Consider the following 23,987-nt stretch of genomic DNA (forward strand, 5'->3'; position numbering starts at 1 on the left):
AAGGCTCCAGGGGAGAAGGGAATGATAACTGTGTAGGCGGACATGATATAACGCTATTTTGGTCTCGTCATGTCACAGAGGTTAAGGTAATTAAGTGCCGCTCTATCGTGATGATTAATTGCTATAATATCTTGGAAATTTGCCACGGCTAAATCAATTTTGTTTTGATAAAAACTAACAATTCCTTCTTCAAATTTAGTTTTTGTTTTTTCTTTTAATTTAATTATAAAATCAGGTTCCGAATCAAAAACTTCAAAGATCGGAACCAAATGCTTTTTGCCTTTAACTTGCACTTGACCGATAAATCGATAGTGATATTGACTTTGATCTTCTAGACAAAATAAAGTATAACCACTAATTAAAATCGATGCCCCATAGACTTTAGTCAAATCTTCTAGACGTGACGCCAAATTAACCGTATCGGAAATCACTGTACTTTCCATCCGTTGCTGTTCTCCAATCGTCCCCAGCATCAAACTACCCGTATGTAAGCCAATACCAATGGTAATCGCCGGATAACCCGCCTTTTCGCGATCGCGATTATAGCGTGTCACTTGTTGCTGGATTTCAATCGCCGCTTGTAAGCCATCATCGGCGGTTGCGGGAAACAGCGCCATGATTGCGTCACCAATGTATTTATCAATAAAACCCTGATGTTTACGGATAATTGGTCCGACTTGTTTCAAATAAGAATTGAGAAAATTAAAATTCTCCTGGGGAGACATACTCTCCGAGAGCGTGGTAAAGTTGCGAATATCCGCAAACATAATTGACATCTCCTGCTGAACCTGATCCCCCAACCGCACATCCACAATACTTTCATACCCCAAAAAACGCAGGAATTCGTGAGGGACAAAGCGCCCGTAAGCGCTATTAATTTTCGACAGATAAAGATGGGTTTTAATCCGGGCAATCAGTTCATGTTTAGAAATCGGTTTAGTTAAATAATCATTCGCCCCCACATTCAAGCCTTCCACCAAATCCGAGACTTGCTCCTTCGCTGTTAACATGATAATTGGCATTTCATTAGCAGGAAAGCGTTGGCGGATTTTTTGGCAAACTTCGTAGCCCGACATCCTGGGCATCATAATATCCAGAATCACCAAATCCGGCTTAAACCCCCGCTCAATTTTGGCTAAAGCCTCCATACCACTGGTCGCTTGAACAATGGCATAATTGTGGACAGATAGGTGATTGGTAACAACCTGCAAATTAATCGGTTCGTCGTCTACAACTAAAATCGTGAATTCGCCAGTTTTAGAAACCCGTGGTAAAGGTTCGCTGGGGGATAAGGTGCTATAGTCCCGCATTTTGGTGATTTCTGTACTGTATTCTGATGAGGGTTTAATCGGTTGGGAACTGATGGGAAGCGTGAAAATAAATCGCGAACCTTGACCCAGTTCTGATTCAACGCGAATGGTTCCGCCGTGGAGTTCAATGAGTTGTTTGGTAATACTTAATCCCAATCCTGTACCCCTGTAGGGACGGGATACAGAGGCGTCAAGTTGCTCAAAGGATTTAAAGATATCCTCGAAGTTATCCGGGGCAATACCAATCCCTGTATCAGCCACCGTCACTTCTGCCCTATCCTGCTTCTGGGTTGCTGACACTGTAACGGAACCCGATTCGGTAAACTTAATCGCATTTCCCACCAGATTGTACATAATTTGTTGCAACCGATTCTCGTCTCCATCGATTCCGGGGAAATCTTCAGGTATCTCATTTTTCAACTCTAGAGATTTGCCCCTAATCAGGGTGCGAGACAGGGTAAGCACCACTTCGGTGATTTGGCGAAAGTCCACAGACTTGCGGTGCAATTCGATATCGTGGTTTTTCAGTTTGGCGAAATCCAAAATATCATTAATCAGACTTTGGAGGCGCTTACCACTGGAAACAACCATTGCCAGATTCGCCATTTGCACCTGAGACAAAGGACCAGCCGCCCCGTCAATGAGGGATTCAGCAATACCAATAATGCCATTGAGAGGGGTACGCAGTTCATGGGAGGTATTGGCTAAAAACTCATCTTTGAGTTGATCCAGGCGCTGCAACGCCGCATGCTTTTGTTCCAAGGTTTGGGTAAACTGAAGCCGTTCGGCTTCGGCTTGCTTGTGGGGACTGATATCTTGAAAAGCGGCAATAGCATAGATAACATTACCCTGGTGATCAAAAATGGGAGTTGCCCAAACCTCCAAAGGGATAATCCTATCGCCCTGACGGATTTCCATGTCATCAACCGTCGCTTGTTCACCCATAAGCGCCCGTAAAATTGGATCACGATGACTGGGATAGACTTGTTCTGTTCCCGCCAGATAGACGTGATAAATTTCAGCGAGTTGTTCGGATGGGTGTTTGGATACCACTCCTTTTCCCAGTAATTGCTGTCCTGTCTGGTTAGCATAGTAGGGTTGACCATTGGCATCAATTACAAATAAACCCACAGGTACAGCTTCCAGAAATTGCGCCAACTGTCTCTCACTCGCACGCATCGCATCTTGGACTCGCTGGCGCTCAATCACTTCTTGGCGTAGATTTTCTAATAAGTCAGCTTGCGCCCGTTGTGCCAAACGCTCCTGCTGTTGCGCGGCTTTAATCTGTTGCACATGCTGGAGGGTTTTATTGGTGGTAATTTCTAAATCTTGGAAATCAATGGGTTTAGTCAGGAAGTCGAACGCCCCCAGATTCATCGCTTTGCGGATATTTTCCATATCCCCATAAGCAGAAAGAATAACGGCTTTGGTGGTGGGATAGTTTTGGGCGAGGCGCGTGAGTAAGGTTAACCCATCCATTTGGGGCATATTAATATCGGTTAAAACCATATCAATATCCGGCTGGGTTTGCAGCTTTTCTAAGGCGTCCAAACCGTTACGGGCAAAAATAAACTGGAGTTCCTTACGCCGGATCTTTTTTCTAAATTTCTGGCGGATTAGAAGTTCTAAATCAGGTTCATCATCGACAACCAGTATTTTCGCTGGCATTGTTTTTGCCGGATAAGGATGGACTGTAGAGACGCGATGCAAGAAGCGTCTGAGGGGCGGGTTTTACCATTAACGGGAAGGTTTTCAGCCTGATATCACTCGCGCCCGTCCCCAACGGAGTACAAGAATTTTAAAGACAAATGACAAATGACCAATAACCAATCACTGCTGCTTAAGGATAAGTAAGGTAATATCATCATGGACTTTCTGCTCTCCAATATGCTGCCACACTTGGTCAATAACCGCCTGTCTAATCTCACACACTGAACTGTGCCAGTTTGTTCTTAAAACTTCACAAAGCCTTTCCAGACCATATTGCACCCCATTCATATCTTCAGCCTCAGTAATCCCATCGGTGTACAGGACAACTCCATCTCCTGGATACAACTGAACTGTCGCTTCAGCCACAAACTCAGCAATCGTCTCAGCCAAACCAATAGGGAAGCCTAAATCAATCGTATCAATTCGCTCAATCGTACCATTGGAGCGTAGCACAATCATTTGTTCATGTTGTCCACTAACCGTCAGAACACCTTGGTGATAGTCGATTAAGGCAAGGCTTAAGTTCTTGTCGCAGCCCATTCGTTGCAGGTTCTGGTAAATCGTTTGGTTAAGGGTACTCAAGAAGTTAACCGCATTTGTCTCGTTATTTATTAGCAGTGTCCGCACAGCGGTTTGTACCATCAGCATCAGGACACCGCTTTCTAACCCATGACCGGTGATATCCCCAATCCCAATTTTTACTGTGCCATTGTGTTCAAGTACGTCGTAGTAGTCTCCCCCTACCTCATCAGCAGGTTGCATATATCCAGCAATATCCAGCCCCTGAATTTGACGAAGTTCTTTCTCCGTTGGTAAAAGCATTTGTTGCAGTCGTCGGGTAATATCGAGTTCAGTACTGAGGCGAAGGTTTTCTGCTTCTAAACGTTTGAGATAATTTTCCTGGGCTAACGCCTGTTTGAGCTGCTGGACATGTTGCAGAGTTTTGTAGGTGGTAATTTCTAAGTCTTGAAAATTGATCGGTTTGGTAAGAAAGTCAAACGCCCCCAAGTTCATCGCCGCTCTAATATTGTCCATATCCCCATAGGCGGACAGAATCACAGCTTTAATCACAGGATAGTCCGCTGCCAGTTTCATTAGCAAAGCTAGTCCATCCATTTGGGGCATATTAATATCGGTTAAAACCATATCAATATCGGAGTCAGATGAGAGCTTTTCCAGAGCGTCCACACCATTACAGGCAAAAATAAACTGGAGTTCCTTTTGCCGAATCTTTTTTCTAAATTTTTGGCGAATTAGGGGTTCTAAGTCGGGTTCATCATCGACAACCAGAATTTTGGCTGGCATCAGTGTTCAGTCTGCTAATTTGTTGATATATTAAATATTTTTTCTTTAAGCTTGTCAAATTCAACGGGCTTATGAATATAATCATCGGCTCCGTATTCTAAGGACAGTCGATAGTTTTCATCATCGCCGTAAGCTGTAATCATGAAAACTTTTAAATTTGGGAATTTGTTTTTGATTGTTTTAAGTAATTCTAAGCCGTTTATCTCCGGCATATTAATATCTGAAAGAATCAAGACAACACAATTTGGTTTTTTACTTTCCATTTCAAGATAGTAGAGGGCTTCCTTGGCTGAGAAAGCAAAGTGAAATTCAATTTTGCCTTGTCTGATCTCTTTTCTAAATTGTTGTCTAAACAACAACAAAACATCTTTTTCATCATCGACTACCATAACTTTAATCATTCTTTCCTCTCAAGTCATCGGTACAATTCAGCATTTAAACCTTAATATCAAGAATTGCGAAATTCTTGTATGTCGGGCGAGAATCTTGCTCGTTACTCAGCATCTTGCTCACTACCTATAGTGTTTTCATTTGAGATGTGAAACTCACGATAGTGGACAAAGGCAATAGGCAATAGGCAATAGTAGGAGAGAAATGCGTCTGTTTTTTGTGTCATTAGAAACTGGCATTGGGTTCCATAAATGAGCAAGAAAACGTTATATATCCAATTTAAATGCATAACACCTTAAAGGGTGAGAGTAAAGGGCAACCTGATTAATTATAGGGCGACCCGAGCCTATTGAGTGGATTCTAAGTGCGCCATGGCAGACGCGCCATGGCTAGAATTATTGAGGCAAAATCAGCTTAAACTCGGTATATGTCCCAACTTCGGTCGCTACTTTAATCTCCCCTTGATGCTCTCCCACAATGATATCGTGACTAATGGATAAACCCAAACCCGTTCCTTGACCGGTTGGTTTGGTGGTAAAGAAGGGATTAAATATTTTATCCCGGATGTCCGCTGGGATGCCATTGCCGTTATCTCGGATACGGATTTCGACTTTATCTCCTAGATTTTTGGTTTTAACTGAGAGTGTGGGGGTAAATCCTGCGCCAACGGTTTTTTTCTTTTCATGGGCAGCATAACAGGCATTATTGATGACATTGAGAAAGACTCGACTGATATTCTGCGGCACAATTTTAATCTGACCGATGCTGGGGTCATAGTGGGTTTCAACGGTAATGTTGAATGAGGAATCTTTGGCACGCATACCGTGATAGGCTAAAGTAACATATTCTGCCAGCAGTGAATTGATATCGACGAGTTGTCGTTCGCTACTTTGACCCCGTGAGTGCATCAGCATACCGCGCACGATATTGTCGGCGCGTTTGCCATGTTCGTTAATTTTTTTAACGTTTTGTCCTAAGTCAGTGAGAATTTCTTCAATATATTCAGTGCTTTCCGGGTCTAATCGTTCTTTTTGACTATCGAGTTCTTCTAAGAGTTCTTCGGCTAACTCAGCAGAAAGTTCAGCGAAGTTATTCACAAAGTTTAAGGGATTTTTAATTTCATGGGCAATCCCGGCGGTTAACGCACCGAGGGAGGCGAGTTTTTCTTGGGCGATAATTTGATCTTGAGTGGCTTTGAGTTTTTTCAGGGTGGCGGAGAGTTCCTGATTTTTGTCTTGGAGTTCCTCGGTTCTTTCATCGACTTTAATTTCTAGATTACGGCTATAGGCTTCGAGTTGTTGGTAGAGGCGGGAATTTTCGATGGAGATGGCGGCTTGGGCGGACAGAATTTTTAATGTTTCGACTCGCTCGGGTGTAAATGCGCCGGTGGTAAGGTTATTTTCTAAGTAAAGGATACCTGTCAGTTTACCTTGATTGAGGAGGGGGGTACAGAGAATAGATTTGGGGTGAGTGGCGACGATATAGGAATCGCGGGTAAATTGTCCTTCATGAGTGGCTTCATTGAGGACAACATTCTCCTTCGTGTGGATGACGTAGTTGATGATGGCGGTTGACAGCAGGGGCAATTGGGTGTCAGGATCAACAGCATCAACAGGACGCGATCGCAAGATATTAACCGCTTCTGAATCCACTACACCTTCGGCTTCAATTACCCATTTCCCTTGCTTAGTTCCTGGCTCAATTTGGGATTGCAAAATCAGAAACCCTTTTTGTGCGCCTGCATTTTCAATCGCAATGTTCATTAGTTTGGCGAGTAAGTTATCCAGCACAATTTCACTGGTGAGGGTTTGCGAGGCTTTCATCACCGTTGATAAATCCAAGGCTTGAGCATCACCCCCCGATGTAGAAATTCGGGTGCTAATCCCTTTACCATCAGTTCGATGGGTTGAACCGACTAAAATTTGCGGATATTCTGCTTCCAAGGCTTTGACTTTAGCCTTAGCACCCCAGCGCGTATAGCAATGGTGGGCGTTTTTCAGGTAGAGTTGACCGATTTCGTCTCTACCTAGGGAGAAATAGAACTCCGCTGCACGTTCATAAGCGATGGCTTCTTCGTGGATGAACCCTTGCTCCCTAGCACCACGAATCGCGCGATCATAAAGTTCCATGGCTTGGGTTTTTTTACCCAAAACTCGCGACTTTTCGGCTGCGACTAAATCATATTTGTGCTGATAATTTTCAGGGCAATAAGCTGCCCATTGTTTCAGACGCTTTTGATTTAGGTTAATTTTATTGATTAATTTTTTTTTGGCTAAACTATTGTCTTTAAAATATAACCCAAAATTGCCCATTGATTCATAAAAATTAAGCTGAACGAGGGCTATCATTCCAGCAGCAGAACTGGCGTAGGATTGACCTAAGCTAATATTTTCAATGACCTGATCATAATGTTTAAACAAAAAAGACAATATTGCTTTATTAGCATACAAGTGACATAATGTACAGTAATTCTTGCCTTCTATTAATCTAGGGATAGATTGGGTTTCATTAAAAGCCGTGCCACTTAAATTTAATTTCTCTACAGAGGTATTGAGTAAATTTAATACAGTTTGATGAAAAACCTGGGAATATTGTATAGAGTATACTAGCTTTAACTTGATCATTAATTCAGTATACTTTGCTGTCTGTTGCTCCACTTCATCCAAATTGTTGCCAATAAAGAACAAATTAGCACAATAGGAATTTGCCGCCATGCCAGCATACTCCAAATCCCCATGTTCTAATCCGGTATTTAAGCCCTCTCGTAACGGTTCTATTGTTTTTCTAGTATGTTCTTTCCAATGTTTAACCTGAGTATTATAGATTAAAGGAACTCTTGCTGTAAATTGCTGGGCATTAAACTTTTCCAGTAGCTGCAAAGACAACTGACCAAAATGATAAGCATCTTCTTGATAACCTTCGATTCCGGATAGATAGAGAGCATACTGAATATAAGCCCCCACCGCTAAACTCGAATTTCCATACTTAACACAGAGAGTCACTAGACTATAGGCAACCATCGCAAACAAGGGCGGATTAGTAATATAAGTAGGCGAAGCGATCGCAAGTAAGATTCTCATTGCTGCAAGTTTATCAGCAGCCGTCATTTCGGGTAGATTAGCTAAGTCTTTAATCGGCGTATCACCTAAAAGTAAATTGAATGCATTATGTTCTTTTTTTATTCGGCTTTGGCTTGGTTTTTGAGGTAAAACTATTCCCAATTTAATTAAAATCTCAAGTCCTGTATTTATCGCGGACTGGAACTGTAGTTGCGAGGAATAGGATTGAAGCTTGATTTCATACACTTTGACTTGATCGAGGAGTGTTTTCGTGTGTTGTAGCACAGCAGCAGAAAGCTTTTCCGCTTGATCAAATTGGGTGCTGAGGTATTGGGATTTAATCGTTTCTATATGCAGTTCCAGTGTTAAGTCATACTGACGTTCCCAGCCATCTGATGAGAGGATATCTACCCCTATCTTTAAGTACCGAACAGCCGATTCATAAGCTGTTGCTTCTCTGGCTTTTTTCCCCGCCATCAGATTTAATTGAGCCAACTCATCTCTATCTGACTGATCCTTAATTAATTCGGCTCCGATATTTAACTGGTTAACAATGTCGAAAATATTTTCATCGAGTTCATTTTCTTTAACATTCGCTAGCAATAATTGACCAATTTTGACATGAACTTCTTTTTTCTGATTATCGGGGATCAGAGCGTAAGCCGCTTGTTGAACTCGGTCATGCAAAAACTTATAAAAGATAGAATATTTCTGATCCGCAAAGAGAGAGGGATCTGGTTGATTAGAATCAATTAACTCGGTTTCTTTCTGCCAAAGCAAGGGGATTTTGTAGTCATCACTTAACGGAATAATTAACCCTTCTTGTATAGCTGACAACAGTTCGTTAGCCGTGTCTGACAAAGATTTGGCGTTGACGACAGAGAGAACATCCAAATTAAATCGGTTGCCAATACAGGCTGCTAATTTCAACACATTTTGTGTTTGAGGATCTAACCTTTTAATTTTACTGACCATTAATTCAACAACATTGTCAGTTATGGCTACAGTTTGGAGCTGGTTGATATCCCAATGCCAACACCCCGTACTCTGATCGAATAAAATTATTTTTTCTTGATATAAATTTTCAAGTAACTGGGTAACAAAAAACGGATTCCCATGCGTCTTTTTAAAGATTAAATCAGCCAAAGGTTTGGATAAATCTCTTGAGCAGTTTAACGTATCAGCAATCAATTGGTTAACACAGTCTATTCTTAAGGGTTGAAGAGTAATAGTATTCACACTGGTATTAGTCTTTTGAATTTGCTCCAAGGTGAGCATCAAAGGATGTGTGGCAATGACTTCATTATCTCGATATGCCCCAATCATGAGTAGATATTGGATATCGGGTTCAGTCATTAACAACTGAATTAACTTGAAAGAAGCCGAATCTGCCCACTGTAAATCGTCCATAAAAAGAACTAAAGGATGTTCTTTTTTAGTAAAAACGCCAATAAATTTTTTAAAGACTAAATTAAATCTATTTTGAGACTCGGTTGAACCAAGTTGTGGCACGGGTGGCTGTTTACCAATAATTATTTCAACTTCAGGAATAACATCAATAATAATATTCCCATTGTTTCCCAGTGCAGCTAACAGGTCTTGCTTCCAAGTTTGCAGACGCGCTTCACTTTCTGTCAGCAATTGTCGAATCAATTCTTGGAAAGCTTGAATTATAGAAGCATAGGGAATATTCCGCTTAAACTGATCAAATTTACCGGAAATAAAATACCCATGCTGTCCCACGATAGGTTTATGAATTTCATTCACTAAAGCTGACTTACCAATACCTGAATAGCCAGCAACAAGCATCATCTGAGTCGTGCCTTGGGTCACTTGATCAAAGGTGGCTATCAGTTGCTTTATTTCTGTTTCCCTACCATAGAGTTTTTGCGGGATTTTAAACTTATCTGAAATATCTTGTTGACCGAGAGTGAACTCTAAAATCGCCCCTTGAGTTTGTAATTGATTTAAACAGGTTTCTAAATCGGCTTTTAGCCCCCAAGTACTTTGATAGCGATCCTCTGCCGTTTTTGCCATCAGTTTCATGACGATATCAGAAACCGTTTTAGGAATCTCGTTGATCCTCCTATTTTCCGGTTCACTTACTCCTCCTCTCAAGCGATGGGGTGGAATTGGTTGTTTAGCGATATGACAATGCACCAACTCCATCGCATCAGTCGCTTTAAACGGAAGTTGATAGGTGAGAAGTTTGTAGAAAGTAACCCCCAGAGAATAAAAATCAGTGCGGTAATCAATCACTCGATTCATTCTGCCTGTTTGCTCTGGGGAAATATAGGCTAAAGTTCCTTCCAGATGATCCGGATTACGAATGGCTGGATTCTCCCGCGATAAAACAGAAGACATGCCAAAATCGATAATTTTTAATTGTCCTGTTTTTGGGTTATAAACAATATTTGATGGATTAATATCTTTGTGGATGATGTTGGCAGCGTGAATTCCGCCCAAGCCCTCGGTTATTTTTATAGCAACATCAAGAAATTCTTTCAGATTAAACTGGTATTCTGCCATCCATTTCTTTAAGGATTCCCCGCCAAAATCTTCCAATAGCATAATCATGCTATTTTGATATCGCTGTAAGTTGTAGGCTTTAACCACACCCTCCAGATTTAAGGAACGGGTTATTTCATATTCTTGCTTGTATCGATTAAGTTCTGCTGGAGTGGGATAGTCTTCTTTAAGAATCTTCAGGATAATGGGTTGATGATTTTGGGCGAGAATCGCTCGATAGACTAATGAATTATTGCTTTCGTATATTTTGGCAAGAATTTGATAGTCAGTCGTGAAGTTCATTTTTTTATTTCAACAGAAGTAAGTGTTATTCAGTTGGACTGTTATTTTATGGTTTTCTATATTACCAAATACCTTGTCGTGTTTTTTTCTATTTTAGCCATAATTTGGTGATAAAATGGCTACAATCCATAAAAACGAGCCGGGTTATCCCAAAGAATCTTTCGCACTGTTTCCTCACCCAGTTGTTCATGAAGTGCCACGGCTCTTTCCACAATATCCTGCTTATGATCCATGTGAGGATAGTCAGAACCAAAGAGCAAATTCTCGACGCCAATATCCTGAATAACCCGATCCAGATAAGGCTCAGAAGGCTCAATCGTGATAAAGCACTGGCGACGGAAGTAGTCGGACGGCTTCATTTTAACGTTATTCTTCACTTCCCAACCTAACTCCTCATACTCTTCATCCAGACGCCACAGCCAATAGAGTAACCAACCACAGCCAGATTCGAGAAAGCCGACTCTCAGGTTAGGGTGACGCTCTAACACGCCACCTTCAATCAGCGCTAACAATGCCATCATCTGTTCCATTGGATGAGAGCAGGCGTGCATCCCAAAACGGGTGTTAAAGCGATCCGCGCCAGTGGTTGGTAAACGACTGTGACTACCACTTTCATGAATCCCCACCGCTACCCCTAACGCTTCGCACTCCGTCCAAAATGGCTCGTAGGCGGGATCACTCAGCAGTCGTCCCTTAACGGGGTTGGAGCGCAAAAAAACGGCATTCCAACCAAAGGCTACAACTCGGTGCAATTCAGGAAGCATTTCTTCAGGATCGTGTAAGTTGATTGCTCCCACCCCTTTGAGAATTTGCGGGTTATAGCTACAAAAGTCATGTAACCAATTATTGTAGGCTCTGGTAAATGCTCCAGCCAGTTGCGGTGTCATGCTATCGATTCCCATCACCCACAATCCCAGGCTGGGATAGAGAAATGAGATATCAACTCCCATCTGCATCATTGCCCTAACTTGAGATTCTGAGTCAAAACCATTGGGTATGGCATCTGTGGGGTGATTGCGTCCAATATTTCTTACGGCATAATTGTGAATGTCATTAGACATTTTGCTGTAAATTTTTTCACCCTGAATCGTTATATTGGGTGACGTTAGGGCAAACCGCTTTAACCCTGGTTCTAGGTACTTGTGCCAAAGATCTTGCGGCTCGAATACATGAGCATCTGCATCAATAATTTGATATCCGTTAAGCATGATTTCTGATTCTTTAATTAGCGACGATATACTGAAGGTTCTAGAATCCAAATCTCAAATGGAATGCTACTGACAGGAAATCCCCCATCCTTCAGACGGGGGATTCACTTGATGGGAAAATACAGGTCGTTAAACTATTACGGCTTTCATGACTCGATTTAGCTAGTTTGAAACCTGGGTAACTTTATGACTTGCTGTATTAGCAAGATGAGCAGGGAATATAGAGTGAAGGAGGAACGAAATCTTTTGTGATACCGTTCTCTTCTACTATTGGTTCCTTTACCCATTCTTCTATTTCTGCGTAAGTTACAGTCAATTCACCCAGGGCTGGGCGTGGAGGATAAGGCAAGGTCATTTTAAAAGCAGGAGATACTTTCCCCGTTTCAATTAAAGAACCCTCGAACGAATCTAATGTGATCTCGAATTCATACCTGTCTATTTCCGTCTCATCAAAAATAGGCTGATCCCACAATTCTGATTTCTTTCCCGTCAACAAATCCTTCAAATCTGAATCATCTTCCCTCTTAGCTTTTCTGAATATTTCCCGAATCTGCGTTGCTTTTTCACCATTTAGCCATGAAGTAGCAATCAGTTGAGAAAGAAGTTTGCATTGTTTCGATAACAGGGAAAAAAGTGTCTCGTAGTTACAGGGATGGTTTTCTGGGTATACCCGGAATGAGGGAGCGCTAGTTTTGCAATGAGACCATTCAACTAACTCTTTTATTTTCAAGTCTTTCATTAGTCCAGCTTTCCAATCGTATTTACTTGACGTATTTACTTGAGCGGGTCACACAAGGTACTAATTTGATTTGATTATTCTTTTTTCAAATATTATGAACAACATTGGCAGTACACTCAACAGTTCTACATTATTCTTAACAAACTAAGCATATCGTTGTTTTCAGGATGAGTTCGCTGGACTCACATCCACATCGGGAATGGATTGAGTTGATTTTCCGGAAGCGGCGCTTTCAACCACCCCAATTCTACCGGAACCTGATATAACCGTCCCGAACCCAGCCGTTTCCAGAAGTGGCGCATTCCGGGAACAATCACCTTGACAACCTTGAGTCCGATATCAGGACGAGTCTGATCCAGCACCAGCAGTTCCATCCCCCGGTTCTCGACAAGTTGCTGACAGCGAATCACATCATCTTTGAGATCATCACTCCACACTTGCGGATAATCTGACTGTACCTTTACCGCCATACTCTCATCGGGAACTAAATACGGCTGATTCGCCACCGTTGCTATTTTCCACCAGTCCAGCGCCATCGGATCAGCCCCAGGATTATAGAATGTACTGCCATCAGCATTTGCCCTTAACACCGAAGGGAGGATCTGGTTCACCTCTGTCAACGCCCGTTGGATGGCAATTTTCGGGTCAAAATGAGCGCCGTACCCCAAAACGATATCTTCCACCGCGCGATCGCACCGCCGACTAATCGCCGCAAATACAGGAATATTCAAATCACTGGTAATATCGAGCACCCAGAGTTCCCGATGCAGGCTTTGGTAATACTCGTTTAACTCATGAAAATAGGGGTCATCAAAACTCTCTAAATCCACCTTGGGGCGTTGAATCCGGTTATACCACCATAACGCCACACTATCCCGTTCCACTAATTCCATAAACCCTTGCAGGATAGCTTCTTCTATCGTATTTCCGGCGGCACAACCATTAGAATCTGCCCAACAATCGGGTTTTTCGGATTGAGGATAGCCATAATAACAGTAAGCCGTAGGCAAATACTTAAACCCTTGATCCGTTAACGACCAAACTGGCGTCCATTCTCGCTCTCGTTCCTCGTCAAAGGGTTCAGGAACTTTTTGAAACCACCCCAAACATTTGTTATTCCAGTCTTGACGAGTTTCATATTGACTAGGGCTAAAATTCATACAGGTATTCGGATGAATCGCGCGATCGCCCAGCCTGTGATAACTCCCTTTTTCTCGAATTTCGTCCCCCTGAAACACCCCAGAATAGCGCTCGATCGCCTCACAAAAACCACTAGCTTTGGCTTGAGCATCCGTTCGACCTTTTCCCGCACTGCGACCCCCAAGATTTTGGCGTAACGTGTTGAGATCATCAAACAGTGTGGCGAAATGATGCTTGGCGATATAAGTATGAGTTAAATGATTGACACCTGTCTCTAACCGGGTCAATTCTCGCACAACACCCGTAATCGGACTCAGGTGATGGTGATAGGTTTTCAGCGTTTCTTCCGGTGAACAATAACGATGTCCGCCATCTGTGGTAAAACTCTTCTTCCGGTGTCCCAGAATAATCGGTAAAGGTTTACGGTTCAACGTCTGAGTCAGTCCACAACGGGGACATTGCGGACGCTTAACTAGACGATGATTTCGGGTGTCTAAGGATAAAGTATCGTGAGTAACCAGAACCCCTGTTAACCGTTGATTTTCGCCCAAAACAATCCATTTAAACACCTCCGTTGCTGCCATTCCCAAAGCGGTTTGTACGCTAGCCGGAAAAGACGTTAAAGGAATCGGTATCGGTGTCGGACGGTGCTGCTGTTTTTGGATAAAGCGTTCTATTGGTCTGTTATCCCGTAAGCGTTGCGCTAAACAGTGCCAGCAGCCCGTTTTTCCTGGCTCAATAATTGGTCCGAGCCAAACCACCGTCCCCACGGGTTTAACTAGCATCCAGGGACGTTGAGATTGTAATGCATTTTGATTAAATGCTTCTAAATCAACGTGCAAATAGTCATCGGTTAATACGATATCAATATCTCCCTGATCCGCAACTTGAATCTGTAGCGATTCCAGGGTAGTTAGGAACTCAGAAGTAGACAGAGAACCAAGATGTTGTACTGCTACTTTTGTCGTTTGCAATCGCTGGTAAGCCTTCTGAACATCAACATTTAGCATCTCGCAGAAGCTGGCTAAATTATCGGGCAATAGAGACTCACTTTCTACAATGTATCCCTTCTGTTCCATCTGCATCAAGGCATGTCGCGCCATGACGCTAGTATTGAGCATCTCTTGAAACGAAATAGTTTCCGCAGATAGATGCTGGAGGATTTGATCAATAATTTCCTCAACTGTGTGATCCCCATCGATTAACGGCACTAATTGTTGATAGAGATGACGATTAAGTTGAATCGAACCTCGCTCCGACAACAAAAATACTGTTTCTGGTTCGACTATTTCAACATGAAAGCATTGTTTAAATTTGGGCTTATTGAGCATATTTATCAAATATAACTGTGGCTCGTTCGTACTTAGATGGGAACCTAAAAATCCGCACCATTAACGCTCAGAATTCGACATGTTTACCCATTAACTACGTTAATTATTAGATGGCGAAATAAATTTTGTCAAGAAACACGTTCTGACACAGGACGTTGAGGAGAGGGCGACCCGAGTAAATTAAGTTAGGACACATCATTTATGTAGAGACGTTGCATGCAACGTCTCTACTGCCAATTGTCCATCATAAAGATTGTCAGGCTTACAACAGTTGTAGCAATTATTGAAATTGTAGATTGTAGGGGCGAGTCGCTGCTCAAATATGGCGGTGTTAAAATTAACCTGTCTCGACTCGCCCTAGCTTAAATGTAGCGAAGGAACTGAATCTCTGTTTACCTTGACATAAGAGTTATGCTAAGGGCAGATAAAACCGAAACGTACTGCCAACCCCTAGCTGACTTTCTACCTCAATCTCACCCCCTTGCAATTCCACCAACCGCTTCGAGATAGCTAACCCTATCCCCGTTCCCCCGGTATTCGGATTGCGCGACTTTTCCGCCCGCCAGAACCGTTCAAACACATGAGGGACATTCTCTGGGGCAATACCCATACCCGTATCGGTTACCGCAATCGATAACCGAGGAATAATTCCTTTTCTCCCGTCCCGTTCTATCCACACCCGAACGGTAATCGCACCCGTTGGAGTATGTCGAATCGCATTGCCTAAAAGATTCACCAATACTTGTTCCAATCGGTCACTATCTGCCAATACCCGAGGCAATTTTTCTGGACAATCTAAATGCAATACAGGACCTTCTTCCAAAACCTGATCGGCAAACTTTTGCACCAGTGATTCTAACAAGGGACGCACATTTACGGGTTCAACTTTTATGGGCAGATAACCGGCTTCGGCTTTGGAGAGTTCCTGTAAATCGTTAATTAACCGTTCCAACCGTCGCGTTTCTTTTGCCAACTGCTGATACATTGCAGGCGTTGCTTCCATCCTGTGTGTGGCAAGTTCTTCTAAATAACCTCGCAGTACCGTCAGAGGGGTTCGCAGTTCATGAGTCAAATCACTGACTAAATCTCGCCGCCGCTGTTCTACATCTTCTAAACTCACCGCCATCTGATTAAAACTGGTGGCGAGTTGATTAATTTCAGGAATTTCACTGGGCGGAAGTCGTTTATCTAGCTTACCCGCCGCAAATTGTTGAGTAATGTCTTCGATTTGAGTCAGGGGTTTGACAATGCGACGAGACAACCAGTAACTAAGTCCTCCAGCCGCCGTTGTCCCAACGATAACCGACCAAAACGTGCCGCGATTCCAGGCGGTTTGAAATCCTTGTAATAGGGAGGTACGGGCTACGCGAAAGATAACGCCTTTGCCTTCTAGTTGTTGCAGATGCAAAATAAAGAAGCGCGGCGAAGAGAGTTTACTGATAATTAACAGGGAACCCACGCCGACAATCATCACCAACAAATGGGAGAGAAACAGGCGCGAGACTAAGGGTAAGGATTGGCGGCGGCGTAAACCGGTTTTACTCATGATTAAAGAGAAATGGTATAACAACCTGTAGGGGCAACCCGCTTGGTCTACTTAACAACACCAGAAATTTATATAAGAGGGGTTTGGTGACCAAATCCCTACGGGCTATCTTCAAATTTATAACCAACGCCGATAACGGTTTTAACAAAAGTAGGATTACTCGGATCAGGTTCTATTTTTTTTCGCAATCGGGCGACATGGGTATCAACCACCCGTTCATCACCAAAGAAGTCATTCCCCCAAAGCTTATCAATCAGTTGAGTACGATTCCAAACTCGACCGGGTTGACTGATAAAGGTGGCTAACAGATTAAATTCTAACGTGGTTAAATCCAGGGGTTCTGATTCCTCAGAATCCAGTTGGCGACTAGCAGTATGTTGATCCACATCTACGGTAAAATGTTGAGTACGGTAGACGAGGGACTGTCCGCCGTGACGCAAACTACGCCGCAATAGCGCCCGGACTCTCGCCACCAGTTCGGTAGGGCTAAAGGGTTTGACGAGGTAATCATCAGCACCTGTTGATAGACCAATTACGCGGTCAATTTCCTCTCCCTTCGCCGTCAGCATTAGAATATAGGGGTCTTTGGGTCCCGGTTTTTGGCGAATTCTGGCGCAAACTTCCAGTCCATCTAATCCGGGTAGCATTAAGTCCAGAATAATTACATCCGGTTGCTGGGTTTGGAATGCTTGCAAGGCGGCTAGTCCATCGCGACAGGAGTAGCAGGTAAATCCTTCCCGTTCTAGGGCTAGTTGGATGAGTTTGGCGATTTCCGCTTCGTCTTCAACGATTAAAATATCCATATAAGTAGGTGGGAACAATTACAGTGAACGCTTTTGATCGTCATTCTTCATTTGTAAGGGTTTGAGGATTATTTACAAAACAAGCGTGAGCGTGCCGTTTTCTTTTCTCCGACTACTTACGTGGTAGTTTCTAGCTATCAAGAAAGTCCTCACCTTTATGGTGACAGATATAATTCCTAAGAAACCCTTTCTGATACAGGTGGTTGAGTAAAGGGCGACCCGACCCCATTGAATGGACTGGTGTTGTGAATTAGGTCAAGCGGGTCGCCCCTACAGGGGAATTATAAATGTTTCGTTCATCCGTTGCGGATGCGATCGCTAATTTAGATTCCCAATCTTCAAGAAGTCGAGGCTCGGGTAGGGGAATGGATCATAAGCCCAATTTCTCTAAAACAGGTCTTGTGGACACAATATGCTTACTCAACCCCAACTCCTTTGGTGGAATCCCTAGCGCCAAGGCGACTAATTGCGGTAAATGTAACACAGGTAATCCCAGCTTGCGCTCAATTACTTTTTCCACTTCCGGTTGACGAGAGTCAAGATTCAGGTGGCACAACGGACAAGGCGTTACCATACAATCCGCCCCAGCGTCAATGGCTTCTTGGATATGTTTTCCTGCCATTTGGAAGGATTGCTCAGTCGCATAACTGGCAATGGGCCAACCACAACACTGGGTTCGTCCCCGATAATAGACAGGAGTTGCCCCAACGGATCGGAATACATTTTCCATCGATTCGGGGTGAAACGGGTTGTCATAAGGGATTGTGGTTTGTCCTCGGAGCAAATAACAGCCGTAGAAGGCGGCACATTTTAACCCGCTTAGCTTTCGGGTAACCCGTTCTCGTAAGGCGTCTAGTCCATAATCGGTAACTAACGCCCACAGCAAGTGCTTGACTTCGCTGTTCCCCTTATAAGGAGAACAACCCTCTTTTTTCAGTAAGCCATTAATTTGATCCACATAGCCCGGATCACTCTGTTGAAATTCCTTTAAGCGTTCATCAACATGACCAATAACTCCCTGACAGGTGCTGCAATGGGTCAACAGGGGTAGATTGAGTTCCTCCGCCAAGGCAATATTACGGGCATTTACGGTATCTTCCAGCAACCGGGAATCTTCCTTAAATGTGCCAGAACCGCAACAGGAAGCTTTTTTCAGTTCAATCAGTTCAATGCCCAAGGCTTGAGTCAGGGCTGCGGTTGATTGGTACAATTCTCGGCAAGCGCCTTGGGCGACACAACCGGGAAAGTAAGCGTATTTTAGGGTTTGAGATGGCATAGCAGTTAATCTGGATTCTCAGGATCAATTATCCCATCGCTAATCTTAATGGGTAGCGTTGGCAATTGATCCAGATGCTTTGAGTGAGGATGACCTAGGACAATGATGTTGCCGACAGTATACTGGGGAGCATCATCTCGCGATCGCAAGATAGACCGTATGTTTGGCATTGCCCACCAGTCTTAATCAGTGTGCCATTCGACTGAGGACAATGATGTTGCCGACATTATACTGGGGAGCATCATCTCGCGATCGCGAGATGATGGATTGAGCCTTGAATCACATGTCTGATGGGGTTAGTTTGATCCCGTTCCAGAAATCAGGGATTGGGTAGGGGCGACGCTCTAGATGATTCTGACTTTTCACCGGAAGTCTTGAAATTGGCGAAAGTCGGGGCGGGTTTAGTCACATCTGGGTGTCACCGAAGAGATAGTAGTGAAACCCGCCCCTACACATTCATGCGCCGTACCCTCAAGGGTTGTGAAGGGTCAAAACGTACCTTCATTAATTGCGCCACATACAGTGAAAAGTCAGCTAAACGATCGCCCTCGTCGCCTGGAGATACATTTGCGCGATCGCGATCGCCATGAGTACCCCAACTAAACTGAACCAACTCCCCAGAGTCCCTAGAGTGGTAATTAATAAGACAATCATACTGGTGGCGGTGAGGTAGGTGAGGGCGACTTGGCGATGAGTCCAACCGGATTGTTGAAGCCGCTGGTAAATGTGACTACGATGCCCCTTAAAGATGTTTTCTTGGCGGATGAGGCGACGGATCAGGGTGTAGATGGCATCAGCGGTGAGTGGGAGTGTCACGGCGAGAGCAGACCAGGCTTGTACGGGGTTATTGGTATTGAGCAGGGCGATAGCGACACTGGCTCCCAAGACGGTGCTACCTGCATCGCCCATAAAGATTTTCGCGGGAGACCAATTCCACCAGAGAAAACCCAGGAGGGCGGCGGTAAGCAGCCAGAGTAGGGGTTGGTTGAGGTAGAGTGCTAGGAATGCCATCTGGAGGGCGGTGACGCTGGCAACTAGACCATCTAAACCATCCATGAAGTTGTAGAAGTTAATTAGGGCGGTGATGCCAATTAGGGTGAGTGCGATCGCGATCATTTGACCCACCATACCGAAGTTAGGGAGCCAGGGTAGGGGGAAGGAACCGAAACACGCGATTATTCTTCAGCGATACCAAATAATTGCTTTAGCCCCAGGAGGAAGAAAAGGCATCAGTTTTTCTTGCCTTCTGGCTACGTGCTTTAGTTGATCATCTGCCCCCAGTTCACTTAAGAGTTTTTGTACTCCAGACAAGGCTGTTTCACGAGAAATAATAGCAATACCTGTGATAAAAATTAGTTTGATGTCAAGAGCTAAAGAATTAGTCTCCACATAAAGTAAACCTAAGCGACTTTTCCAAGGTCTAATTACTTGGTTATAGTCAAAATCGGGATCTTGACTATCTTGAAGGATTTCGCCTTCATCAGAAAAAACAATAGAAGCTAAGTCAGTAATTCCTGGTTTAACCTTCAATAACCCTTTTTCAAGTTCTGTGTAAACCGCAACTGCTCTAGGGACATTAGGACGAGGTCCAACAAGACTCATGTCTCCTTTCAAAACATTCCAAAGCTGTGACAACTCGTCCAGCTTATACGATCTGATAAATTTACCAATTGCTGTAATACGAGGATCGTTTGCGCTTGTAGAATCAACTCCTACTCGGTCAGCATTAACAGTCATGGAACGCAATTTAATCATCTTAAAAATTTTGCCATCTTTACCAACACGAGGAGCAATGTAGAAAGGAGATGAAAAATCTTGTAGCCATATCAAAATACATACTGGAATTAGTAAAGGCATAGTAATAATCAGCCCAAGTAAGGAAAATATTATATCAAATACTCTCTTTATCATCTGTTATCATCTTTTCTTCGTTACTATTGTTTTAATTTTTTTACAGATATCCTCTACTTTTAGATAATAAATACTTTCCAGGCTTTTACTGGTTGGAGCAGGGGCATTAGGCAAGGTTAAACGCATCGGTTGAGCCAATAATGTTCCGATCGGTAAATATTCTACTACGGAAGCAATAATTTCGCCAGCAATGCCACAATTTTGCCAGTCACCATCTATGACGCAAAGCCGTCCCGTGTGTTTCACAGAATCCCAAATTGCCTCAATCTTTAGAGGATTGAGGATGCGTAAGTCGATAACTTCGCAACTAATGTTTTGGGATTGAAGTTGTTTTGCCGCTTCCACACAAAGATGGGTCGTGAATCCATTTCCTACTAGAGTTATATCCTCACCTTTTATTATGCGCTTGGCTCCTTGAATTGCTAAATCATACTCTTTGATGGGGGGTAAGTCGGCTTGATGGTTGTAAAGCCAACGGTCATCAATGTACATAACTGGGTCGTTGCATAGGACGCTAGCAATTAACAAATCTCTGGCATCCTCAGGACTGTAAGGGGTGACAACTCGCAAACCCGGGATGTGAGCAAACCAAGAGTGGAGGGATTGAGAATGCTGTGCGCCTTGTTCGCCACCACGGTTAATAATGCAGCGGAAAGTGACAGGAGCATGAGCTTTACCGCCAAACATATGACACCACTTCGCCGCCTGGTTGACAATTTGGTCGGTAGCGAGGAGAGCAAAGTCTACGCGCGGATGAATTACAATTGGCCTGTAACCGCACAGGGATGCACCAACTGCTGCGCCAGTAGTAGCAAGTTCCGAGACAGGGGTATCAATTACCCGATCCTTGCCAAACTTGATTTCTAGTTCGGTCATAGAGTTACCCACATACCAGGGACTCCATAAGCCTTGACCGATCGTAAAAACGTTAGGGTACTGCCCTAAAAGGTAATCAAAGGCTTCGCGGATTGCCTCTCCATAATTTTTGATGGGCATGGATGTTTTTACCTCTGGTAATAAACACAATTCAACAACTGGCTGGCATCAGGATAGGGTGCTTTCCTGGCTTCCTCAAGAGCCGTTGTGATTAACGTCTCAATTTCCTGGTCGAGTACTATCAATTCATCACGGGTAAGAATGGATTGATTTTCTAGGGCTTTTATCAATCGAGCAATGGGATCGCGCTTTTTCCATAAACCCAGTTGAGTTGTGCGTTTAACCCCCACATCCAAGTCTTCCCTGTGTCCCACATGACCCCGCCAACGGTAGGTAACGCTTTCTAAGAGAGCAGGTTTTCGTTCTTCCCTTGCCTGCTTAACTAATTCCCCCATGACTTGAGAGATATCTACCACGTTATTACCATCAACAACCCTAGCGGCAATTCCATGTGCAGTCGCATAACGGGCAATAGAGTTATGGGGTTGGCGGATACTGATGTGAAGATGACTGGAAAAAAGATTATTTTCGCAGACAAAAATGATAGGCAGGTTCATTACTGAGGCAAAATTGAGGCTTTCGTGAAAAACGCCTTCGTCAGTTGCACCGTCACCAAAAAAGCTAATAGCAATATCTGTAGTCTTGTCCATTTTTGCGGCTAAAGCTGCCCCAGTAGCAATGGGAATAGTTGCCGCAACAATGGGAACCGTTCCCATCAGTCCATGTTCTGGATCATAGAGATGCATCGATCCGCCCATCCCCCCAGAACAGCCTGTAACTTTCCCTAGAATTTCAGCAAATAGGGTATAGAGATCGCCGTCTAAGGCCAGGTAATGAGCGTGAGAACGGTGGCAGCCAAAAATGCGATCTCTGGGTGTGAGGTGGGCGGCAACACCAACGGCAGTTGCTTCTTGACCAATAGCTAAATGGCAGGGACATTTGGCTTCTTTCGTTTCCACTAGGTTGGCAACCATTTCTTCGGTTTTACGGATGAGGATCATCCGCTTGAGTTGGGAAATAAGAAGTTGAGAGTCACAGCCATCAATGATTAAAGGCTCATGGAGTTGATTGGAGTCAGCTAAGATGCCTAAATCAAGAGGTAATGTCATTTGAAATTTATCCTTTGTCAGTTGCTAGTTATTTTCAAATCACCGCCTGTGATCTGCTAACCTAGCCCTTAACTGTAAAAGTCTTGGACTGTCTCACAAATGTAATCCGTATCATCATCACTGAGCATATGATTCATAGGTAGGAGGAAGCAACGCTCAAAAAATCTGTCAGTGATAGGGAGGTGCTGGTTAAAACCCAGATGGGTCATTTGATGCAAGGGAATTCCCCCCCACTGGATAATGGTGCCAATTCCTCGTTCAGCAAGGAAACTACGCAACTCGTCGCGCCTTCCCGACTCAATTTCGTAATTCTGGTAAACGTCGAAGTAATCCGGATCTCTATCGGGGGCGGGTGGGAGTCCTAAATCTTTAATATCACAAAAGGCTTGGTGATATTTTCGAGCGATCGCCCGTCTTCTAGCGATATCCTCAGCAAAATGCCCCAGTTTGTAATTGAGAATGGCAGCTTGGATATTGTCGAGGCGCGAGTTTGTTCCCCAAGCGACTATTTTTTTGTCTTGGTCTGGGTCTGCACCATGATTTCGCATTAATAGTACACGACGGGCAAGGTCGTCATCGTTAGTGACGAGTATACCTCCGTCCCCCAAACAACCGAGAACCTTTGAGGGGTAAAAGCTAAAGGTACCGAAACTGCCGAATGTTCCAGCATATTTTCCCTGGAAGGTTGCGCCTAACGCTTGAGCAGCATCTTCTACAATGAGAAGATTGTGGTGTTGGGCAATGTTGATTAACGCCTCGATGTTGCAGATGCGACCGTTGACATGAACTGGCATAATTGCCTTTGTCTTGGAGGTAATTGCCTGTTCGACAGCTTTGGGTTCAACTAGGCGATCACTTGCTATTTCTACGGGGATTGGCGTTGCGCCTGTGTAATGGATTGATTGGGCTGCGGCGACGAAGCTGTGAGAGGCGAGAATAACTTCATCTCCTCCACCAATCCCTAATGCCCTCAACCCCAGCAGAATAGCGTTGGTGCAGTCCGAGACAGTGATCGCGTGCTTAACGTTGAGAAAAGACTTAATGTTGTTCTCAAATTCCGCTATGTCTCGTTGCAGAATGAAACTCCCACGAGAGGCTACTTCACGAAATATTTGGACATACTCTGCTTCGTGTTCCGTAAACAGGGTGGGAAAATCAAAGAACGGAACTTTACGATTAACTTTCTGATTTTGCATTGATCGCTCACTCACACCATGTAGTAATGGTAATGCACTTGCCAACTCCTTGACAAGCAATCTTAAGCTCATTCCAAGCATTATGGTCGTGGGATTTCATTTCATTCGTCATTAGACCTTCGTCATTCGTTAGTTTTAGTTCCTTCTCGTTTACATCCGAAGATGAGCTGGAATCACTAATGACGGATGATCCTTCAGGTTGTGGCT

The 23,987-nt window shown here is 43.7% G+C and carries 15 protein-coding genes and 1 pseudogene; all 16 read right to left on the reverse strand.

Annotation, left to right across the window (positions count from 1 at the left end; genetic code table 11):
- Positions 1-53: 53 nt before the first annotated feature.
- The 16 genes and pseudogenes from RID09_RS11140 to RID09_RS11215 all read right to left on the reverse strand — a co-directional run bounded on the left by RID09_RS11140 (position 54) and on the right by RID09_RS11215 (position 23,852).
- The gene (locus RID09_RS11140) at positions 54-2,978 is read right to left on the reverse strand and encodes a response regulator (RefSeq protein WP_446336010.1); all 2,925 of its coding nucleotides are present in this window, start codon (positions 2,976-2,978) and stop codon (positions 54-56) included.
- Between the two features lie 162 nt (positions 2,979-3,140).
- On the reverse strand, positions 3,141-4,325 hold the full coding sequence (locus tag RID09_RS11145; protein WP_446336011.1) for a SpoIIE family protein phosphatase: 1,185 nt from the start codon (positions 4,323-4,325) through the stop codon (positions 3,141-3,143).
- 14 nt (positions 4,326-4,339) lie between these two features.
- Entirely contained in the window at positions 4,340-4,723 is a 384-nt protein-coding gene (locus tag RID09_RS11150) for a response regulator (protein WP_446336040.1), read from the reverse strand.
- Between the two features lie 387 nt (positions 4,724-5,110).
- Entirely contained in the window at positions 5,111-10,585 is a 5,475-nt protein-coding gene (locus RID09_RS11155) for a trifunctional serine/threonine-protein kinase/ATP-binding protein/sensor histidine kinase (RefSeq protein WP_446336012.1), read from the reverse strand.
- Positions 10,586-10,704: 119 nt separating this feature from the next.
- The gene (locus tag RID09_RS11160; RefSeq protein ID WP_446336013.1) at positions 10,705-11,793 is read right to left on the reverse strand and encodes an amidohydrolase family protein; all 1,089 of its coding nucleotides are present in this window, start codon (positions 11,791-11,793) and stop codon (positions 10,705-10,707) included.
- Positions 11,794-11,992: 199 nt separating this feature from the next.
- Entirely contained in the window at positions 11,993-12,532 is a 540-nt protein-coding gene (locus RID09_RS11165; RefSeq protein ID WP_446336014.1) for a hypothetical protein, read from the reverse strand.
- Positions 12,533-12,714: 182 nt separating this feature from the next.
- Positions 12,715-15,003: a TOMM precursor leader peptide-binding protein gene (locus RID09_RS11170; RefSeq protein ID WP_446336015.1), complete on the reverse strand. Its 2,289-nt coding sequence runs from the start codon at positions 15,001-15,003 to the stop codon at positions 12,715-12,717.
- 409 nt (positions 15,004-15,412) lie between these two features.
- Complete coding sequence (locus RID09_RS11175) at positions 15,413-16,549, reverse strand: sensor histidine kinase (RefSeq protein ID WP_446336016.1); 1,137 nt, start codon at positions 16,547-16,549, stop codon at positions 15,413-15,415.
- Between the two features lie 98 nt (positions 16,550-16,647).
- Positions 16,648-17,352 (reverse strand): response regulator, encoded by a 705-nt coding sequence (locus RID09_RS11180; RefSeq protein WP_446336017.1) that lies wholly within the window; start codon positions 17,350-17,352, stop codon positions 16,648-16,650.
- Positions 17,353-17,722: 370 nt separating this feature from the next.
- Positions 17,723-18,628, reverse strand: a complete 906-nt coding sequence (locus RID09_RS11185) for a CoB--CoM heterodisulfide reductase iron-sulfur subunit B family protein (protein WP_446336018.1) — start codon at positions 18,626-18,628, stop codon at positions 17,723-17,725.
- A 5-nt stretch (positions 18,629-18,633) separates the two neighbouring features.
- A complete protein-coding gene (locus RID09_RS11190) occupies positions 18,634-18,798 on the reverse strand; it encodes a hypothetical protein (protein ID WP_446336019.1) in 165 nt (54 codons plus the stop codon).
- A gap of 364 nt (positions 18,799-19,162) precedes the next feature.
- Positions 19,163-19,804: pseudogene (locus RID09_RS11195) on the reverse strand (MraY family glycosyltransferase); the annotation flags it as partial.
- A 6-nt stretch (positions 19,805-19,810) separates the two neighbouring features.
- Entirely contained in the window at positions 19,811-20,539 is a 729-nt protein-coding gene (locus RID09_RS11200; protein WP_446336020.1) for a sugar transferase, read from the reverse strand.
- Positions 20,540-20,545: 6 nt separating this feature from the next.
- Positions 20,546-21,535, reverse strand: a complete 990-nt coding sequence (locus RID09_RS11205) for an alpha-ketoacid dehydrogenase subunit beta (protein WP_446336021.1) — start codon at positions 21,533-21,535, stop codon at positions 20,546-20,548.
- 8 nt (positions 21,536-21,543) lie between these two features.
- Entirely contained in the window at positions 21,544-22,584 is a 1,041-nt protein-coding gene (locus tag RID09_RS11210; RefSeq protein WP_446336022.1) for a thiamine pyrophosphate-dependent dehydrogenase E1 component subunit alpha, read from the reverse strand.
- Positions 22,585-22,652: 68 nt separating this feature from the next.
- Positions 22,653-23,852, reverse strand: a complete 1,200-nt coding sequence (locus RID09_RS11215) for a DegT/DnrJ/EryC1/StrS family aminotransferase (RefSeq protein WP_446336023.1) — start codon at positions 23,850-23,852, stop codon at positions 22,653-22,655.
- Between the last annotated feature and the right edge of the window lie 135 nt (positions 23,853-23,987).

Origin of the sequence: Coleofasciculus sp. G1-WW12-02, assembly GCF_040219735.1 — a bacterium.
In the GTDB taxonomy this organism is placed as follows: Bacteria; Cyanobacteriota; Cyanobacteriia; order Cyanobacteriales; family Coleofasciculaceae; genus Coleofasciculus.

Coding starts and splice junctions, on each gene's coding strand:
- RID09_RS11175 (WP_446336016.1), bottom strand. CDS start 16,549: ATGAGTAAAACCGGTTTACGCCGCCGCCAATCCTTACCCTTAGTCTCG.
- RID09_RS11215 (WP_446336023.1), bottom strand. CDS start 23,852: ATGAGCTTAAGATTGCTTGTCAAGGAGTTGGCAAGTGCATTACCATTA.
- RID09_RS11210 (WP_446336022.1), bottom strand. CDS start 22,584: ATGACATTACCTCTTGATTTAGGCATCTTAGCTGACTCCAATCAACTC.
- RID09_RS11140 (WP_446336010.1), bottom strand. CDS start 2,978: ATGCCAGCGAAAATACTGGTTGTCGATGATGAACCTGATTTAGAACTT.
- RID09_RS11205 (WP_446336021.1), bottom strand. CDS start 21,535: ATGCCCATCAAAAATTATGGAGAGGCAATCCGCGAAGCCTTTGATTAC.
- RID09_RS11190 (WP_446336019.1), bottom strand. CDS start 18,798: ATGCCAAACATACGGTCTATCTTGCGATCGCGAGATGATGCTCCCCAG.
- RID09_RS11165 (WP_446336014.1), bottom strand. CDS start 12,532: ATGAAAGACTTGAAAATAAAAGAGTTAGTTGAATGGTCTCATTGCAAA.
- RID09_RS11200 (WP_446336020.1), bottom strand. CDS start 20,539: ATGATAAAGAGAGTATTTGATATAATATTTTCCTTACTTGGGCTGATT.
- RID09_RS11180 (WP_446336017.1), bottom strand. CDS start 17,352: ATGGATATTTTAATCGTTGAAGACGAAGCGGAAATCGCCAAACTCATC.
- RID09_RS11155 (WP_446336012.1), bottom strand. CDS start 10,585: ATGAACTTCACGACTGACTATCAAATTCTTGCCAAAATATACGAAAGC.
- RID09_RS11160 (WP_446336013.1), bottom strand. CDS start 11,793: ATGCTTAACGGATATCAAATTATTGATGCAGATGCTCATGTATTCGAG.
- RID09_RS11185 (WP_446336018.1), bottom strand. CDS start 18,628: ATGCCATCTCAAACCCTAAAATACGCTTACTTTCCCGGTTGTGTCGCC.
- RID09_RS11145 (WP_446336011.1), bottom strand. CDS start 4,325: ATGCCAGCCAAAATTCTGGTTGTCGATGATGAACCCGACTTAGAACCC.
- RID09_RS11170 (WP_446336015.1), bottom strand. CDS start 15,003: ATGCTCAATAAGCCCAAATTTAAACAATGCTTTCATGTTGAAATAGTC.